An 18533-nucleotide genomic window follows, 5' to 3' on the forward strand; every position below is an offset into this window, starting at 1 on the left:
TCGGTAAGGTAATCTATGTTGCAAGATGACACTAACTCCAATGGCTAGGGAGTGAGTACGGCATTGTCCAATTCACGCAGGTACTTCGGTACCGTGAATCGCTGCCCGTAGCGCTTGCGCAGTTCGCCACAGCGCCCGACGAATTCGTCCTCTCCGTAGCTGTGTATATACCGCATCACACCACCCGTATAGCCCGGAAACCCCCAGCCGTATACGCTGGCCAGGTTGGCCGCTTCGATGTGCTCGATCACGTGTTCCTGCAGGCACCAGCCGGCCTCGATCACCTGAGCGAACAAAAAGCGGTCCTTCATCCGCGTGCGGTCGTAGGATTCTTTCGTCACGGGAAAGTGATCTGCCAGACCGGCCCAGAGACGCGCCGTTCCGTTTTCCTCGTAATCGTAGAAACCTAGTCGCTTGCTCCGGCCGGTACGCTGCAGTTCGTCCCGCATTACGGTAAGAGCCTCCACCGCCGGATGCTGTTTGTAGCGTTCCCCGTAGTGTTCGGCGGCCTGCTGTTCGTAGCGGAGTACGAGTTTGAGGCCGAGATCATCCGCCATGGCGAGGGGGCCGGACTTCATTCCCGCCTGCCGCCCCATGTTTTCGATCAGCGCGGCGGAGTACCCCTCACTGAGCATGGTGATGCCCTCCAGAATGTAGGTGTTGAGCACACGGGCTGCGAAAAAGCCCCAGCTATCCTTCACCACCACGGGCAGCTTGCGGATAGATATGGCGAAATCGAACGCCCGGGCCACCGTCTCTTCACTCGTGGCCGCACCGGCCACCACCTCCACGACAGCGGTTTTCTCAGCGGGACTGAAGAAGTGTAGGCCTACGTAATTGGCCGGTCGCAGACTTTCCTTACCCAATTCCGTGATGGGAATTGAAAGCGTATTGGTGGCAAAGACCGAGTACTCATCGAGGTGTTCCTCCGCTTCGCGGGTCACTTTGGTCTTGACCGATTTGTTTTCAAATACGGCCTCCACTACGATGTCGCAGTCTTTGAACAGATCGCTTTGATTGGTGGTAGTGACGCGCTCGAGAAGCTGTTCCCGCTCCTCCAGTTGGAAGGTGCCGCGCTCGATGTACTCGTCTATTTTGGCGCTTACGTATTCCTTCCCCCGGTCGGCAATGGGCTGGCTGACATCCTTCAGTACGACCTGTAGTCCGTTGCGTAGGCAGAGAAATGCGATGCCGGAGCCCATTTGCCCCGCTCCGATGATACCCACCTTGCGGGCCCGAAACTTACCGAAGCCCTTCGGCCGGCCGACGCCCCCGCGCACGGCCTGCTTGTCGAACCAGTAGGTCGAGATCATATTCTTGGTGACCGGATCGGTGGCCACGCGGGCGTAGTAGCGGCTATCCAGCCGGTAGGCTGTCGCGAAGTCAAGCTTGGAGCCCTCCGCCAGCAGATCGATGATAGCCCGCTTGGCGGGGTATAGGTCGTTAGTGTGGGCGGAAAGCCGGGCGGTCAATAGGCGGATACGGTGACCCAAATTGGGGTCGGCCGCCGTGCCCCCGGGAATGCTTCCGTTGGGATCGTCCCAGGGTCGGGCCACGTCGTGGTGTCTGAGCAACCAGGCCTTTGCCTTGGCCATCATGTCTTCCCGGTCGGTAGCCAGGGCATCGATGAGGCCTACCTTATGGGCTTCCTGTGGGCTATATCTCCTGCCCTCCAGCAGCAGAGGATACGCCCGCTCGATGCCGAGCAGCCACATGAGACGGATAATGGCCCCTCCGCTAGGGATGAGTCCAATCTTCACCTCCGGATGACCCATGCGCAGCTTAGAGTCAGCCAGCGCGATGCGGTAATGACAGGCCAGGGTAAGTTCGAATCCCGTGCCGAGTGCATCGCCATTGATGGCGGCAGCTACGGGCACGCCGGGTACCTCCAGGTCACGCAGAAATTGCTTGAGCTGCTGCGCGGCCTCGAAGGCCTTGGCGGGGTCTTCCAGCCGGTAGAGGTAGTCCAGGTCGCCGGATTCCAGAAAGTCTTGCTTGGCGGACGTTATGATCACGCCGTTCAACTTGCCGGCCGCTTTTTCCTGCTTCAGGTGCGCGATCACGGGGGCGAAGGCGGCTACGATCTGGTGGTTGAGCAGGTTGCCGGCCCGGCCCGACATATCCAGGATCAGGGTAGCAATGTGGTCGGTGTCCTTGCGGTAGTGGATCATAAACGTTCAATGATGGTGGAAACGGCAAGTCCCGCTCCGGCGTCGATGGTGAGGCTACCGATGGTCAGGTCGCGCCGTTCGAGTTCATCCAGTATCTGACAGAGCATCATACCCCCTACGGCGCCGAGGGGTTCGCCCAGCGCAATGCTACCGCCTAGTACGTTGAAGTGTGCCTCATCGATATTCAGTCGGTGCTGGAAGCGGATGCTGGGTGCGGCAAATGATTCATTGAATTCCCAGAGGTCTACATCGCTGCGCTCCAGTCCGGCCTGCTTCAGTACCAGGTCGCTGGCGTTGACCCCGCCGGTCAGTAGGGTAGCGTCGACGGCCGACATGGCCACGGCGCGAATGCGGGCCCGGGGCTTGAGTCCCAGCCGCTCGCCCGCCGGGCGGTTACCGAGCAGACAGAGTGCGCAGCCATCGGCGGCCGGACTGGTGTTGCCCGCCGTGTGCCGGTGGTTGACTTCGGCGACCAGGGGAAAGCGGTGCAGGGCCATCTCGTCAAAACCCGCCAGGCCCATTTCCGCAAAGCGGGCACCGAGGGTAGCCAGTTGCTCGGCGGTCAGGCTGGGGTCCGGTATGGCGTCATGCTCCAGCAGCATCATGCCGTTCTGGTCCGTAATGGGCTCCAGGCTGGGGGCGAAGTGTCCGGCCTCCCGGGCGGCTACTGCCTTGGCGTGGCTGCGTAGGGCGTAGGCATCCAGGTCTTCCCGGCTGAGGCCGTGGGTGCTGGCCACCAGATCGGCGGCCACTCCCTGTGGGATGTAGTGGCTGTTGATGACGGTGGCCGGGTCGTTCATCATCGGGCCGCTGTTGAGGTAGGTGGGTACCCGTGACATGACCTCTAGTCCACCAGCGATGATGATTTCGCCGTATCCCGCCGTGATGCGGGCGGCGGCCAGATTGATTGCTTCTAAGCCACTGGTGTTGAAGCGATTGATCTGGAGCCCGCCACGTGCCTTGCCCCAGCCGGCGTACAGCAGTGCGGCCCGTGCGATATTGTAGCCCTGGTCGCCGGCCGGCGTGTTACAGCCGATCACCAGGTCGTCGATCTCGGTGGGTAAATCTTCGCGGCCGCTGCGGCGCTGAAAGGCCGTAAGGCACTGAGCCAGTAGCTCGATGGGCTTCACTTCGTAGAGGTCGGCGGGCTGTGCGGCGCGGCCCCGGGGCGAGCGTAGCGCATCGTAAATAAAGGCTTCGGTGGGCAAGGCGGGGCGGGGGGGTTGGTGGCTGGACCACAATATAGGCACGTGGCGGCGCTCGCTCCGGTAGGGATATGCCTTGCATTGGTCGAATTACCTTTGCACCGGCGGCCCCGCCCTCCGTACATTAGGAGAAAACTATCTGACCATGCCCAGGACCAAACTTACCGGCTTCAGCCGACTGCTCATTTTTTTGCTCTTTGCCCTACCCATCGTATATGCCGGAGCGGCCTACTACAACGGGGAAGACCCGGTAGCCAACGTGAAGGGCTGGCTCGGAATGGACCAGCCGGAGCAGGTCGATAATAGCGATGCTACCGTGCCGAGCGAGGAGAGCTACCGCGATGCCCCGGCTACCTTCGAGAATGTACAGGAACTGCGCGAAGAGAACGACCGGCTGCGCCGGGAACTCGCCCGCTGCCAGGGTACTACCGCGAGCTAGGTGGAGCGCGACCGGCTCACACGGCTGCGCTACGGCGTACACGAATTTTTTTATACCCTGATGACCTTTCCGCGGGCCTGGCGCTTCATGCGCAACCACCAGCTATGGCGCGGCCTGCGGCAGTACGGCTGGGTAGCGCGCGGCCTGGTAGTGATCGGTGTGCTGATCGGTCTGACGATGATCTCCGAGGTGGTCGAATGGTGGAACGAGCACGCGGACGCACCGATCACGGCCATGGCCATCGGCGCGGACAGCCTGGTCGTGCGCTGGTTCTGGGAGGGTTACGAGAGCCTGTCCGACGGAGCGCTCAACTGGGTGGTACTGGTGCTGCTCGAAGTAGTGATCTACCACTTTATGCGGCAGACGCTGCGGGTGGTCCTGGACAAGGACGTCGAGAACGCCCACCTGTTCAAGCCCTTTCTGCAGGCCCAGGTCCGTATGATCAAGGTGTCGTTAGTAGCCCTGATCGTGCAGGAAAGTCTGGTGGGACTGAGTGCCAGCCTGCTACCGGGCGTTCTGGATTGGGGGTTCGCCCTGGCCGTACAGTCGGCCGTGCTAGGCTTCGCGATCGCCGACAACTACAGCGAGCAGTTCGATCTGGGGATCCGGCAGAGCCTGCGCTACTTCTGGCGCAATTATATCGGGGTATGTTTGGGGCTGGGGCTTCCGCTCTTCCTGATGCTCAAGGTGCCGGTGTTCGGTACGGTGCTGGGGCCCCTGGTCACTTCGGTAGCCGCCGCGATCGTGCTGCGTGAGAAGAGTGACCTCCACCTGGTGGGTTATCAGCGCAGCGAGAAAGAGCAGCGCCGCTACGAGGCCCGTCAGATCAAACAGCAGCGCAAGGCCGACCGCAAGGCCGCCCGGCGCGCGCGCAAAACCACCTAGATGCAACGCCTTGCCGCCTGGTCCGTCCACGTTTTTACCGCCAGCGGACTCCTAGCCGGCTTCATGGGCCTGCTGGCCGTCACGGAGGGCGACTACCGCGGCGCCATGTGGTGGATCCTGGTTTCGCTGGTCATCGACGGCGTGGACGGCACCTTCGCCCGGATGGCCCGCGTACAGGAGGTGCTGCCCGACGTGAGTGGCAAAACGATCGACTACGTGATCGACTTTTTCACCTACGCCATTCTGCCCGCCTACCTGTTCTACATGGCGGTCGACCTGGCCTACCTGCCCCGGCTGCTGTGTGCCTTCGCCATGCTGCTCTCGGCGGCGATCTACTACGGACTAGACGGTATGGTCAGCGCCGATGGCCGACACTTCGTGGGCTTCCCCGTGCTCTGGAATATGGTGGTTTACGTGCTGGTCTTCGTGCTGCCGGACCTCCCCGCATGGGCTACGGTGGGATTGGTGGTGGCCTTTGCAATCATGCACTTTCTTCCCATACTGTTTGCCTACCCCAGCCGCGGCGGACGCTGGTGGGGACTCACCATCGCAGCTACGGTCGCCTTCATCGGCTCGGCCATTATGAACGTGTACTACTACCCGGAGCCCAGCCCCCTGTGGCGGGTGGTATGTGTGGTAGCCACCGTATACTATGCCGTGCTGGCGGCCGTCGATACCCTGCAGGGCGGAGGCACGCAGGTGCGGGGTGAATCACCGGGCGGCGTGTAACTTACCGTCATGCCGCGTAAATTACTCCTCATTAGTTGTTTGTTACTGCCCCTCCTGACGGCGTGGGGGCAGGGCCGCGACTTCTTTGTCAATGGTACGGCTACCCAGACCAACGACAGCTGCTTTCAGCTCACGCCGGACCGCGCATTATTCGAGGTAGGCAGCATCTGGTATCCGGACAAGGTCGATCTGCGCAACAGCTTCGATCTGGTCATGGAGATGAATTTCGGCTGCAAGGACGAATTCGGTGCCGATGGCATCGTATTCGGTCTGCAACCGGTCAGTGCCAGTGTAGGCAGCGGAGGAGAAGGACTGGGCATCGGTGGCATATCGCCGGCTCTGGGGGTAGAATTCGACACCCACTATAACCCTAACCGCAACGACCCGGTATTCGACCACGTGGCGATCATGGCCAACGGTACGGTAACCCACGGGGGCAGCGGCAACCTGGCCGGACCGGTGCAGGCACGTAAGAACGCTACCAACATCGAGACCTGTAACTCCTTCCCTTTCCGCGTGACCTGGGACGCTCCCGCCCGCAACCTGAAGGTGTATTTTGACTGCGAGCTGCGCCTGGACTATACGGCTGATATCGTCAATACCATCTTTGACGGCGACCCCCTGGTATACTATGGCTTCGCGGCGGCTACCGGTGGGTTGGGCAATGTGCAGTCGGTCTGCTTTACCTTCAATTCCTTCGAAAAGCAGCTGGCGGACGTGACGGTATGTCCGGGCGGTACCGCGCTACTGGATGTAAGCGGTGGAGCGAGCTACTTGTGGAGTCCGGCCGCCGGGCTGAGTAGCACTACCGCCCCGAGCGTGGAGGCCAGTCCGGATAGTACGACCGTGTATACCGTGCGGATCTTCGATGACTGCGGCCTACCCCTGCTGGATACCGTACGGGTACGCGTGGCGGGCGATAGTGCCTTCGTCAAGCTAGGCGCGGATACTACACTCTGCCCCGGGGAATCGCTGGACTTCGACGTCCGGGTACCCACGGCTTTGTACACCTGGAGCGATAGTAGTCTGCAGGGCCCCCAGGTACGAGTAAGCAGTCCGGGCATATACTCCGTCACGGCTACCCGTACGGATATTATCTGCACGGCCGCCGATCGTATCGTAGTGGAGCAGTACGCCATTCCGGACTTCGACGTCGGGGTGTCGGATACTACACTCTGTAGCGGCGATACGCTGCGTATTCTAGGCGTGTATCCTGACGCGCAGGCCTTCGTCAACGGAGTAGCCTTCGATACCCTCGATATCCGTACGCCGGCCCGTTATGCGTTTACCCTGGAGCATCCCTGTAGTACGCAGTTTGATGAGGTGGATGTAGACCTGAGTAGTTGCCGGGACTATTACGTGCCGACTGCCTTTTCGCCTAACGATGACGGTACTAACGATACCTTCTTTCCGCTCGACGCGGGGGATATCCTGCGCATTCGCCGCTTCACCGTATACGATCGCTGGGGCGGGGTGGTCTTCGAGGCTACGGAACTACCGACTAACGCCCCACAGCTGGGTTGGGACGGCAGGGTAGGGGGGCTCTCCGCACCCGTGGGGATGTACGTATGGACGATGGACGTCGACTTTCGCAGTGGTGATCGCTCGCAGGAGCGGGGCGCGGTGCAATTGGTCCGCTAGACAACTATCGAGGCGATCCGGGCGTCTATTCACCACCTTCCATATTCCTTCCGCCTTTGCGCCAACTGCTCGCCGCCTCCTTCCTGCTACTCCTTCTGCTCGCTCAGTGTTTCACCCTGCAACGCTGTGCTACGCCAACCCCGCCGCGGGGTGGAGACCGCGATACGATCGGGCCGGTCCTGCAACTGGAGGAATCCACCCCCAACTTCCAGACCAATTTTCGGCCCGAGGTGATCCGTTTAGCATTCGATGAATGGGTCGAAGTAGATGCACAGCAACAGATCTTCGTATCACCGCCACTGGCCCTGGTGGGTGATAACCGGCCCGTGCTACAACGAAAGAGCCTAATCATTCCGCTGCAGGGACTAGAGCTACTGGATAGCGTCACTTATGTCTTCAACATCGGAGCGGCCGTGAAGGACCTGAACGAGGGTAACCCTACCGAAAATCTGCGGTTTGTTTTCTCCACTGGACCCACGCTGGATACCGCATCGGTCAGCGGTATGGTAGTCGATGCTTTCACGCAGGAAGCCGTCGAAAATGCGGCCCTTACGCTCTATGCCAACCTGGCGGATACCGCCGTATTCACGGAGAACCCCACCTACTTCGCCCAGACCGATGAAGACGGTAGGTTCACCGTCAGTAATGTCAAACCGGGTCGGTACCGGGTAGTCGCCCTAGCGCGCAACCCGGGTGCCACGAACTACTTCGCGGACTTTTCCGGTGTCTTTCCACCTACAGCGGCAGGCTTTTTGGACAGCATCATCACCGTGGCCGATTCCGAAAATGCGATCGGACCGGTCCCACTCTCTACCATACCCATTGACCCCCGCATTACGGAGGTAGGCACGGAAGAGTACGGATTGATCACGATCGGAGTCAACCAGCCGGCCGAGAACGTCGACCTGGACTACGGACGGCAGTACCTACGGAATGACTTTCAGGACACCATCCGCCTGTACTACCGACAACCGGCCGCGGATACCATTTTGCTGGGTCGTGACGGACGCTATTCCGATACGCTACGCATAAGCGGTACCGATGCGGGCGATGCGCCGACCACGGCGCTGTCCGTGGTTCAGCAGACTCGTGGGAAGGTCAACCCCGGGGAGGGAATCCGCCTGGTGTTCAACCGGCCGTTGGAAGCCGTCGATACCTCACGTATTCGACTGTACCGGGATACGCTGCTACGGCCCGTGCCCTTTAGCTATAGTATCGATAGTGTGTATCCGGCGGAGTTACGCATCCGGGCCGGTTGGCGGGATGCGGCGCCCTACCGGCTGGAACTGTTGCCGGGCGCGGTCACGGACTGGTATGGTACCGCATCGCGGGATAGCATCGTCAGCGCGCTCAATGTAGCTGCGGTAGAAAGCTATGGCCAGCTATCCATTATCCTTCAGAACCTAAATGGCGCGGTCAGCTACATTCTACGCCTGGTCAACGAAAACGGGGAAGTGATCGTAGGTACGCGGCGCTTTATTGATCAGGAGTTCGAGTACACGGCAGTGTACCGCAGTTTGGCACCGGGTACTTACAGGATGGAACTGATCTACGACAGCAACAACAACCGTCGGTTCGACCTTGGCGACCTGCGATTTGGTCTCCAACCCGAGCGTGTACAACGGTTTACCATCGAGCCGCTGCGGGCCAATTGGGAAGTGGAGAAAGTAATTGACCTGGAGAACATGTAAGTAAGCGGACCGTTGCCATAGCTCACCAAACACGTACGATAGTGTCAGTAAAAGAAAAATACCGCAGCGTCCTGGAGATGGGCGAAAAGATGAACCCCCGCGATGGTTACGTCGAGGAAGCCGATGGTGTACTGCGCATGGGCAGTACCGTAGATACGCTGCGGCAGAAGGACCTGCTCTGGGACGAGATCAAGCGCGTAGGTGGTGAAAACCCCCGCGATGTCCAGGTCGATATCAAAGTGGCCAACACCAGCTACTACGCCAAGCACACCGTGGAAAAGGGTGATAGCCTGTCCAAGATCGCCAAAGAATACCTGGGCGATGCCATGGCCTATAAGAAGATCTTCCAGGCCAATACCGATGTACTCGATGATCCCAATAAGATCTTTCCCGGTCAGGAATTGACGATCCCCTTCCCCGAAGGTCGCTCGGCCAACTCGTAAAGGATTAAACACAGATTACACGGGGAAGGGCACAGATTAAGCACGGATACTATGGGCAGCGGTTCATACAATCTGTACTTCATCCGTGCCAAATATTCGTGTAATCCGTGTTTAACCCATTCACTTTAGATTCTCCGCCTCCGAGTTAGGCGTATCGTCGAACTCTACGCGTATCGGAATATCCCGCTCGCTGCCGTATAGTTTGATCTCCGTAATATCCGCCGGCAGGCTGTAACCCGTTTTATCGATCTGGTTTTTGATGTCCCGGATCACTTCACCGCGCACCTGTAGCGCCCCCGCCCGGAAGTCCGTGGTATCTACCCAGAAATAGACCTTTAGATTGACGGTGCTGGCGGCCAGCTCGTCCTCCGCCACAAAATTGATGTGTGTATCATCGCGGATGATTAGCCTGTGGTTGTCGAGCACGTGCTGGATAGAATCCTTGGCACCCTGTATATCGTCTTCATAGGCGATACCCACCATAAAATCATAGCGGATGAATCCGTCCGCCGTATAGTTCTGTACCGGTTGCGTGAGCACGTCGGAATTAGGAATATAAACGTCCTTGCCGTCAAAGGTCTTGATGTGCGTGTAGCGAAACTGCAGGCTCTTCACCTTCCCAAAGTGGTCTACTACGCGAATCGTATCGTTGACGCCGAACGGCCGGTTGAAGGCCAGAATAATACCGGAGATGAAGTTCTCCCCAATATCGCGAAAGGCGAAACCGAGAATGACTGCACTGGCTCCCAGCGCACCGAAGATGGCACTGGCAATACCGCTCAGCCCGGCCGCCTGTAGGGCAAGCAGTATGGCTCCGGTAATGATCAATAGCCGTAGGGACGTCACCAGGAAGCGCCCCATCAGCGGATCGTCCATGCGGGACAGAATCCTGCTACCGAAAAATTTGGCAATGTAGCGGGCTATGAAGAGGCCCACGATAAATATAATCAGGGCAAGCAGTAGTCCCGGGATAGACTCCAGAAACGACTCCCAGGTATTAGTAAATACGGTGCCCAGATCTTTGACTTCGTCATCCATGCTCCATGAACCCAATAAGCGACTTCAGGTTTGGCTCAGCGCAACTCCCGTACGAGGAGTAGGGAGTCGACCTTCAAGGTCAGCATCAGGTATTCACGCATGCGCTGCTCCTCTTGCTCCGGGACGCGCTGGTCTGTTTCACTCACGACCACCAGGGGAAGCCGGCCGGTGTAGGGGGGATCGTCGTCCGGCCCGTACCGCTGCGTACTCTGTGCCAGCGCGAGGCGCACTTCCTGCACCTGGGGGAACGCCAGGAGAAACTGTTTCGAGAAGTTCAGAAAGGCCGTTGTATCCATTCGGTAAGCAGACAGGTCGTTAGTTAGCCGTTGCTGTTCCCGCAAGATGACTACCTCGGCCTCCTCCAGATTCTGCAGCCGGTCGTTGATGTCGTCCAGGGTAGCCAACTCCCCCTTGATCCCCGCAATCTCGGAAGGGCTGAAACTAGTATCTACCACCACCCGGGCACCAGTTACATTGTACGGAGGCGACTGTAACATTTTACTGTAGACCGTCAGACTATCAATCGAGACCTGCCGGTCCGTGACCGGATAGATAAGCAGGGGACGCTTAGGATTGCGGCGGTCGAAGATGGACGAACTGGCGCTCGAAGGAAAGTACTTTGCCGTAAATTCCTCTACGGCATTGGCGTTGCGCTGCCGTTCCAGCACATCGGTAAGGATGTAGTAGCCCGGTAGGATCATTAGAATACTGACCACTGCGATGATCAGCTGACTGCGGCGCGTCTCCTGCGTGTTCATGTACTTGCGGAAGGGGAAGCGCAGTAGCCGAATGATCAGGTAGGCGGTGGCGGCAATAAAGAAGCTATTGAGAAAAAAGAGGTAGAACGAACGCCAGAAAATAGTGAAATCTCCTCCCGTTCGCAGTCCTACCGTAAGCCCATAACCCGCCACGCACAGCGGAGGCATCAGGGCTGTAGCGATGGCTACCCCCGGGATCGCATTGGTCTTATCCGCCCGGGTGACGGAGATAATACCTGCCAGTCCGCCAAACACCGCGATCAGGCCATCGAGAACCGTAGGCTCGGTGCGCGCCCGCATTTCCGGGGTGAATAGATCGAGTGGAGTGAATAGGAAGTAGACCGAGCTGGTCACTAGCGCGATGAGGATCGACACGCCGAAGTTGACCAGCGCCGCCCATAGCATGTCGCGATCATTGGTACCTACTCCCAGACCGATACCCAATATGGGGTTCATCAGGGGAGAGATGAGCATGGCGCCGATGATGACCGCCCCGGAGTTCAGGTTCAGGCCCAGGCTGGCGATCATGATGGAGCAGACCAGCATCCAGGCGTTGCTGCCTCGCATCAGCTTGCCGCTGGTAATGGTGGCTACGGCTCCCTCGCGGTCACTTCCCTCACGTAGGTCCATAAATTCGCGGAACCACAGCTTGATCCCTCCCTGGCCGGGCGTGATCTCGTCCGAGCCCTCCGTGCGTTGTTGTTTTTCCATCTATACCAGGATCCCGTCAATCATTTCCAGGCGCCGGTCGCTCATGCGTGCAAGCTCCTCGTTATGCGTCACGATGATGAAGCTCTGCCGGAAGTCCTTCCGGAGTTGGAAGAGTAGGTCGTGCAATTCTTGTGAGCTGGCGGAGTCGAGGTTACCACTCGGCTCATCGGCAAACACGATGGCTGGTGCGTTGATCAGTGCCCGGGCCACGGCTACGCGCTGCTGCTCGCCGCCGCTCATTTGGGCGGGTTTGTGGTGGGCGCGGTCCGCCAGGCCCAGGTAATCCAAAAACTCCATCCCCTTACGCTCTGTAGCGTCTACATCGCTCTTCGCGATGTAGGCCGGGATACAGACGTTCTCCAGCGCCGTGAATTCCGGTAGCAGGTGATGGAACTGAAAGACAAATCCAATACGCTGGTTGCGGAAGGTGGCTAGGTCGCGGTCCCGCAGTGCGAACACCTCCTCGCCGCCGATTCGGAGCCGACCGGTATCGGGCCGGTCCAGGGTGCCCAGAATGTGCAGTAACGTACTCTTTCCCGCGCCGCTCTTGCCGACTATACTCACGATCTCGGCGTCGTCCACCGTCAGATCCACACCCCGCAGTACGTCCAGCGTGCCGTAGCTTTTCCGGATATTCGTCGCCTCTAGCATGTCAGGAAAAGATGATGGTTCGGTTGCCATACGGCAGAATCAGGTGACGCAGCTGTAGGTACACCGCCCGGGCCAGTACCCGCTTCTCCACATCCTTACCGATGCGCTTCAGGTCGTCGATAGCGTCGTGGTGGCTCACGGGTTCCACCGCCTGCGCGATGATGGGCCCCTCGTCCAGGTCCGCCGTCACGTAATGGCTCGTGGCACCGATGAGTTTTACCCCCCGCTCGAAGGCCGAGTGGTAGGGCCGTGCCCCCTTAAAGGCGGGTAGAAAAGAATGATGAATATTTATGATGCGGTGGGGCCACTGCGCGCAGAAGTCGTCCGACAGGATCTGCATGTAGCGCGCCAGCACGATGAAGTCCGCTCCGAGCTCCCGTAGGAGGATAGTGGTCCGCTGCTCTTGCTCCGCCTTGGTGGCCTGGGTCACCGGCACGTAGTGAAAGGGAATATCGAACCGCTCGGCGATATACCGGAGCTGTTCGTGGTTGCTGATGATGGCGGGTATTTCGCAGTCGAATTCTCCGGTTCCGTGGCGCTGCAGCAGGTCGTACAGGCAGTGGCTGGCCTTACTTACGAACAGTACCATCCGGGGCCGGCGGCGGGTCAGGTGCAATTGCCAGTTCATCCCATGCGCCTGGCCGATCAGCGTACCGAAATAGTCATCGATCTTATCCACCGGAATGAGGAAGCCGTCCAGGTCCCATTCAATACGCATAAAGAACCGCCCGGCTAGCCGGTCCACGTGCTGATCCAGGTTCAGGATATTGCCGCGGTTCTTGTGCACGAACTCGGTCACCTGCGCTACCAGACCGGGCTGGTCAGGACAGTGGATCAGTAGAATGGCGTGATTGGACAAGGAGGCGGGAGGGTTCGAAGGGGCCGCAAGATAGCAAAACACAAAAGCCTCCGCACCCGAATCGGGGCGGAGGCTTTCTCCTAGGTCTGGACCGGATGGCTCAGGTCCTAGGCCTTGTCGTAGGTGCGGTGTAGCTGCTTGAGCTCCGCTACGGTACGCTCCAACTGCTGCATCTGACGGCTTACGGTCTGGCGGGCATCGGCCGATAGGGTAGTGTCCTTCAGTACCTCTTTGTAGGTATCGATACCACTCTCGTCACCGCGGATACACTCGGCGATCACGGCTGCTTCATCCTGGCTGGAGAGGGCCGACTTGATGTCGATCCACGCCCGGTGCAGGGCGGCACCGGCGCTGCCTCCCTTATCTACCTTACCGCCCAGTTTGGTGATGTGGGGCTTGATCTCATGCCCGAAATCGTAGCGCTGCTGGCTAAGCTCGCGAAACTTGGTGGCGAGCGATACACTATCTACTTCTTCGGCAGCTTCTTTGTAGCCGTTTTCTCCGTCGTAGAGGGTCGTGATGAGTTTGTTGAGACCTTTGGTCTGTTCGTTGCTGACGTTATCCATGGATAATCAATTTTATTGCGAAAGCTTAGCTTCCGGCGGATGAATATGGGTGTATAAGCTAGGCGGACACCCGCTTTGCTTACGGTTTCGTAACGCAGAATACGGATAGACGTTCGGTACGGTACGCAAATTAGTCCGGCGGGCGGGGCGGGGTCGCGGGTGCAATTCATAGCACCGGCGGACGCGCACTTACTTTACCCGGATCGTGCTTTCTCCCCGCTGGGTCATGTCTTTTTCCAGCATCCGCGTTTCCACCCACCTGCGCTGGTCGGAGATGGCGCCGTGCAGGTATTTCTCGATCATTAAACTGGCGATCGGGGCGGCTACCGAACCACCGAATCCGCCGTTTTCCACGTAGACCATGATCGCGATCTTGGGATCATCGGCCGGAGCAAAAGCCACGAAACTGGAGTGATCGCCGTGGGAGTTTTGAATGGTGCCGGTCTTGCCGCAAATCTCAATATCGGGTACGTTGGCAACCCGCGCGGTACCCTCGGTGACGGTCTTGCGCATGCCCCGCACCACGGTCTCGAAGTAGCGCCGGTCGATGTCGATGTCGTGCCGCTCGGGCGTGATGCTACGGAGCTGCCCGTCGTTGCCTTCCTGCACCTCCTTGACCAGGTGGGGCGTGTACCAGTGCCCGCGGTTTGCGATGGCCGCAACGAAGTTAGCCGTCTGCAGGGCGGTGAGCTCATATTCACCCTGGCCGATGGCCAGCGACCGCATCCAGATGGCGCGCCAGAACTGCTCGTCCTGAAAGCGTTCGTTGTAGTAGGTGGAGGTGGGTACGTGACCGGCGATCTCACCCGGAAAGTCTATCCCCAATTTACTGCCCAGCCCGAACTGGTAGAGGTAGTCATTAAACTCATCCAGCCCCTGGGTGGGGGACAGGCTGCCGTAGCGGTTGACGTTCTCGAGCCAGGCCGTGACGAAGTACGCGTTGCAGCTCTGGGCGATAGCATCCTCGACGTTGCTGCAGTAGGGGTGGTTGTGACAACCCAGCAATACGCGCCCTCCGCTGGTAAAGCCTCCCGCGCAGCTGATCCCGCGATCGGGCGCGAGCGTGCCGGTCTGCATGGCGATGAGCGCCACGAGCGTCTTGAAGGGGGAGCCCGGGGGGTACTTGCCGTTGATGGCACGATTCAGTAGCGGCTGAAGGGTATCCCGCTGTAGTTCCACGAAGGAGCGTCCGCGGTCGCGGCCAATACGCAGCGACTTCGGGTCGTAGGTAGGGGCCGAGATCATCGTCAGTATCTCCCCGGTGGCCGGTTCCAGGGCTACAATGCTGCCTACCTTGTTCACCATCAACGCCTCGCCGTAGGCCTGTAGGTCCAGGTCGATGGTAGTGATCAGGTCGGTGCCTACTGTTGCATCTACGTCCAGCGCCCCGTCCAGTACTTCGCCGGCCTCACGCCCCAGGCGGTCGCGGTACACGAGACGGCGGCCCTTCGCCCCGCGCAGTTCGGATTCGTACTGATATTCTAGTCCCGAAATGCCGTGGTAGTCGCCGGAGGTGTAGCGCCCCGCTCCCCGGTCGATCGTGCGCTGGCTCACCTCGCCCATATACCCCAGCAGGTGGGCCGCTACGGTATGGGGATAGTTGCGGGAAGAACGGAGCGTAGCCGAAAAGCCAGGAAACTGAAACAGATTTTCCTGAAAGGTCGCATACACGGAGGGCGACACATTGGCCAGAAAAGTGAACGGTTTGGACGGGCTGTATTTGCCACCCCACTGCTTGGGGAAGGCTTCCTCAAAGTACATCCGCGTGATACCCAGCAACTGACAGAAGCGCGTGGTATCGAAGGTCGCGCTGTGCTTCTTGAATTGGTTGTAGGTCAGCTCGATCTGGTAGATGGGCTCGTTGATGGTCAGCAGCTTCCCGTTACGGTCCGTCATCAGGCCGCGGGCCGGGTACTGATCGATCTGGCTGTTGCCCACCCGGTCGGCACGCGTGCGCCAGGTATCGCTTACGACCTGGAGGTGAAAGGCCTTGCCGAGCAGCAGTAGCGTGATCAGCGCGATCACAGCGCGAATACTTATCGCCCGGATATCGACGGCATCTTTCACGGAGGGGGCAGGGGGGGTTAGGTCTTGGAGGAAAAGAGCAGGACAAAGATACCAGTAGTCAACAGACTAGCCGGTAGCGAAAGGGCCGTCTTGATGGCGATCTCCCCCGCGAAGAGGATCGAGAAGGTCTGCAGCAGAAAAAAGACCAGCAGATGTACCAGTAGCAGCAGGGTCAGGTACTGTGCCATCCAGCCAGTACCCAGGTCAGCAATGCTCGGACGCGCCTTTATATTGTAGCCATCACGCGGGCGTAAGCTGCGCAGGATCAGCGGTCTGGCGTAGGCCGTAGCCGTAAGTGCGCCGGCGTGCAGCCCCAGCGTTTCGCTAAAGAAGTCGATGGATAGGCCTAAAAGAAAGGATAGACCGATCACCAGGGGGCGGGGCGTGCGCAGCGGCAGCAGGGCTACGAACAGGGGGTAGCCGAATACGAAAAGGTAGGCGCGTCCACCCCAGCCCCAGGCGATCTGATTGAGCACGAAGACCTGGGCCAGCAGCAGCAGCACGAAGCGCAGGAAATTGCTGAAGAAGGCCGCCAGGGTCATCGCACGGTGTTGAGTCGGTCCAGTTCTTCCTTGAACAGGTCGCGCACTACGTAGCCATTGGTGGCCTGCAGGGGGTCGTTCAGGAGGACAACGGTGAGGTTTTGGCTACCCGTACCGGCCAGCGGCAGACTGGATTCCACCGTGCCAATGGGCAGACCGGTGGGGAACACATTGGAGTAGCCCGTGGTGTAGATCGTATCGTTGGGTGCTACGGGTACGTAGTCCGGCATATCCGTGATGGTGACTCTGCGGGGATCCCTGCCGTCCCACCGCAGGGTACCGAAGGCATTATTGTCGAGTCCGGCGCTGATGCGGGTATCGAGGTGTAGCACGCTGATCACCCGCGCGTGGCGGGGGGTGACCTCGCTGATGACGCCCAGTAGTCCGCCGTCAGCCACTACGCCCTGTCCCCGTTCTACCTGCAGGTTACTCCCGCGGTCGATGATGAGGGTATTGTAGGGGCCGTAGGGCGACTTATTGACTACCCGGCTGGCCAAGTAGGTGAAGCGCTGCTGAAACAGCGAATCGGCGACCTGCAGCGTATCTACCGAAGTATCGTATCCGCTACCGGGGATGCGGGCCAGCAGGGCGGCGTTCTCACGACGCAGGATCTCATTTTCGCGGGCCACATCCAGGAAGGCCAGCTTACGGTTCAGTTGCTCGGTGAAGTAGCTGCCGTATACGCTCTTGGTTTCGGCCCAGATCGCGCGCTGGGTATCGTTGTGGTGCACGATGAGGTACACGCACACCAGTTCCAGGATAAGGAAGGTGAACAGGCCGCTGCTGTTGAGTATGATCCGTAGCAGCCGACCCACTTAGCTTACACTGCTTGCGGGTACTAGAATAGCCTTGTAGCGAATGGTGTCCTGCAGGGCCTTGCTGGTGCCGCGCACTACGGCCAGCAGGGGTTCCTCGGCTACGTGGACGGGGAGTTGGGTCTTGCGACTCAGGCGCTTATCCAGTCCGCGTAAGAGGGCTCCGCCGCCAGTCAGGTAGAGTCCCGTACTGTAGATGTCGCTTGCAAGCTCGGGCGGGATCGTCTCGAGGGCGCGGATGACGGCGTCTTCGATCTGTCCGACGGCCTCGTCCAGGGCTCCGGCGATCTCCTGGTAAGTGACCGTGATCTGACGGGGGATGCCGTTGAGGAGGTCACGGCCATTGATGCTGAAGTCGGCCGGTGGGTCGTCGAGCTCCGGTAGGGCACTGCCGACGTGGATCTTGATCTGCTCGGCGGTGCGCTCACCGATCAGGATGTTGTGCGTCTTGCGCATGTAATTGAGGATGTTCTGCGTCAGCTCATCCCCGGCGATGCGGATGCTCTGGTCGCTCACGATACCGGAGAGCGCGATGACGGCGATCTCGGTGGTGCCTCCCCCGATGTCGATGATCATGTTACCGACCGGTTCTTCTACATCCAGTCCGATACCCAGGGCGGCGGCCATCGGCTCGTAGATCAGGTACGTTTCTTTAGCATCTACCCGGGCGGCGCTTTCGAATACGGCGCGCTTCTCTACTTCGGTGATGCCGGAGGGGATGCAGATCACCATCTTAAGGTGGGAGAAAAAGGCCCGGCGGGGACCGATCATGTCGATGAGTCCTTTGATCATCTGCTCGGCGGCGCGGAAGTCGGCGATCACGCCGTCCTTGAGCGGGCGGACGGTGATGATGTTCTCGTGGGTCTTTTCGTGCATCTGCATGGCCCGGCGGCCTACGGCGATGGTCTCTTCGCTCTTGCGGTTGACGGCGACGATGCTGGGTTCGTCGATCACGACTTCCCCGTTTTGCATGATGAGTGTATTGGCCGTACCCAAGTCGACGGCGAGCTCCTGCTTAAAGAAATTTAAAAAGCGCATTCCCCTAGTTTATGGGCCGTAAGCACGGCCCCGTGGCATTCAGCTGGCAAAGGTCGTAAATAAGACGGGGAGCGTCGCAACATTATTTTACCGCCCGGTTCCCGGCATCCTTGCCGGGGGGCTGGTCTGTAGCTGTATGGCTTTTCGGTTCCCGTCATCCTTGCCGGGGTTAATCTGTAGCTACATAGCTTATAAGCACTAATACACACCAGTCACCGCGGCTGGAAGCCACGAACCACTACATACCGCGGCTGGAAGCCACGAACCGATTACCGCACCCGCGG

Annotated in this window: 17 protein-coding genes; 6 read left to right on the forward strand and 11 right to left on the reverse strand. The window is 59.3% G+C overall.

The features are described from left to right. Nucleotides 1-44: 44 nt before the first annotated feature. Nucleotides 45-2171: a 3-hydroxyacyl-CoA dehydrogenase NAD-binding domain-containing protein gene (locus tag MJQ68_RS05320; protein WP_238749989.1), complete on the reverse strand. Its 2127-nt coding sequence runs from the start codon at nucleotides 2169-2171 to the stop codon at nucleotides 45-47. Beyond that, nucleotides 2168-3379 (reverse strand): acetyl-CoA C-acyltransferase, encoded by a 1212-nt coding sequence (locus MJQ68_RS05325; protein ID WP_238749990.1) that lies wholly within the window; start codon nucleotides 3377-3379, stop codon nucleotides 2168-2170. The genes MJQ68_RS05320 and MJQ68_RS05325 overlap by 4 nt, the downstream gene beginning before the upstream one ends. A 142-nt stretch (nucleotides 3380-3521) precedes the next feature. On the opposite strand from MJQ68_RS05325, the gene MJQ68_RS05330 reads away from it, so the two are divergent. From MJQ68_RS05330 to MJQ68_RS05355, 6 genes are read left to right on the forward strand one after another with little or no spacing between them, the layout of a single operon-like run. Continuing rightward, the gene (locus tag MJQ68_RS05330; protein ID WP_238749991.1) at nucleotides 3522-3815 is read left to right on the forward strand and encodes a hypothetical protein; all 294 of its coding nucleotides are present in this window, start codon (nucleotides 3522-3524) and stop codon (nucleotides 3813-3815) included. Next, complete coding sequence (locus tag MJQ68_RS05335; RefSeq protein WP_238749992.1) at nucleotides 3816-4700, forward strand: hypothetical protein; 885 nt, start codon at nucleotides 3816-3818, stop codon at nucleotides 4698-4700. Continuing rightward, nucleotides 4701-5429, forward strand: a complete 729-nt coding sequence (locus tag MJQ68_RS05340; protein ID WP_238749993.1) for a CDP-alcohol phosphatidyltransferase family protein — start codon at nucleotides 4701-4703, stop codon at nucleotides 5427-5429. 9 nt (nucleotides 5430-5438) lie between these two features. Beyond that, the gene (locus tag MJQ68_RS05345; RefSeq protein WP_238749994.1) at nucleotides 5439-7070 is read left to right on the forward strand and encodes a lectin-like domain-containing protein; all 1632 of its coding nucleotides are present in this window, start codon (nucleotides 5439-5441) and stop codon (nucleotides 7068-7070) included. Between the two features lie 56 nt (nucleotides 7071-7126). After that, nucleotides 7127-8761, forward strand: coding sequence for an Ig-like domain-containing protein (locus MJQ68_RS05350; protein WP_238749995.1), 1635 nt, complete (start codon nucleotides 7127-7129; stop codon nucleotides 8759-8761). A 41-nt stretch (nucleotides 8762-8802) separates the two neighbouring features. Beyond that, nucleotides 8803-9204, forward strand: coding sequence for a LysM peptidoglycan-binding domain-containing protein (locus tag MJQ68_RS05355; protein WP_238749996.1), 402 nt, complete (start codon nucleotides 8803-8805; stop codon nucleotides 9202-9204). Between the two features lie 120 nt (nucleotides 9205-9324). Here the strand turns inward: MJQ68_RS05355 and MJQ68_RS05360 are convergent, their stop codons facing one another. The 9 genes from MJQ68_RS05360 to MJQ68_RS05400 form a co-directional block, all read right to left on the reverse strand. Then, nucleotides 9325-10242 (reverse strand): mechanosensitive ion channel family protein, encoded by a 918-nt coding sequence (locus MJQ68_RS05360; RefSeq protein ID WP_238749997.1) that lies wholly within the window; start codon nucleotides 10240-10242, stop codon nucleotides 9325-9327. Nucleotides 10243-10277: 35 nt separating this feature from the next. After that, complete coding sequence (locus MJQ68_RS05365; protein WP_238749998.1) at nucleotides 10278-11711, reverse strand: DUF389 domain-containing protein; 1434 nt, start codon at nucleotides 11709-11711, stop codon at nucleotides 10278-10280. Further along, nucleotides 11712-12362 (reverse strand): ABC transporter ATP-binding protein, encoded by a 651-nt coding sequence (locus MJQ68_RS05370; RefSeq protein WP_238749999.1) that lies wholly within the window; start codon nucleotides 12360-12362, stop codon nucleotides 11712-11714. A 1-nt stretch (nucleotide 12363) separates the two neighbouring features. Continuing rightward, nucleotides 12364-13221, reverse strand: coding sequence for a formyltetrahydrofolate deformylase (gene purU / locus MJQ68_RS05375; protein WP_238750000.1), 858 nt, complete (start codon nucleotides 13219-13221; stop codon nucleotides 12364-12366). A gap of 107 nt (nucleotides 13222-13328) precedes the next feature. Next, nucleotides 13329-13787 carry a ferritin-like domain-containing protein gene (locus tag MJQ68_RS05380; protein ID WP_238750001.1) on the reverse strand — a complete coding sequence of 153 codons (459 nt, stop codon included), beginning with the start codon at nucleotides 13785-13787 and terminating at the stop codon, nucleotides 13329-13331. 189 nt (nucleotides 13788-13976) lie between these two features. Next, a complete protein-coding gene (gene mrdA / locus MJQ68_RS05385; protein ID WP_238750002.1) occupies nucleotides 13977-15854 on the reverse strand; it encodes a penicillin-binding protein 2 in 1878 nt (625 codons plus the stop codon). Between the two features lie 17 nt (nucleotides 15855-15871). After that, nucleotides 15872-16396, reverse strand: a complete 525-nt coding sequence (locus MJQ68_RS05390; RefSeq protein ID WP_238750003.1) for a hypothetical protein — start codon at nucleotides 16394-16396, stop codon at nucleotides 15872-15874. Beyond that, nucleotides 16393-17211 (reverse strand): rod shape-determining protein MreC, encoded by an 819-nt coding sequence (gene mreC / locus MJQ68_RS05395; RefSeq protein ID WP_238750004.1) that lies wholly within the window; start codon nucleotides 17209-17211, stop codon nucleotides 16393-16395. The genes MJQ68_RS05390 and mreC overlap by 4 nt, the downstream gene beginning before the upstream one ends. Further along, nucleotides 17212-18249: a rod shape-determining protein gene (locus MJQ68_RS05400; protein ID WP_238750005.1), complete on the reverse strand. Its 1038-nt coding sequence runs from the start codon at nucleotides 18247-18249 to the stop codon at nucleotides 17212-17214. Nucleotides 18250-18533: the final 284 nt, after the last annotated feature.

The organism is Neolewinella maritima (assembly GCF_923081025.1).
Lineage (GTDB): Bacteria > Bacteroidota > Bacteroidia > Chitinophagales > Saprospiraceae > Neolewinella > Neolewinella maritima.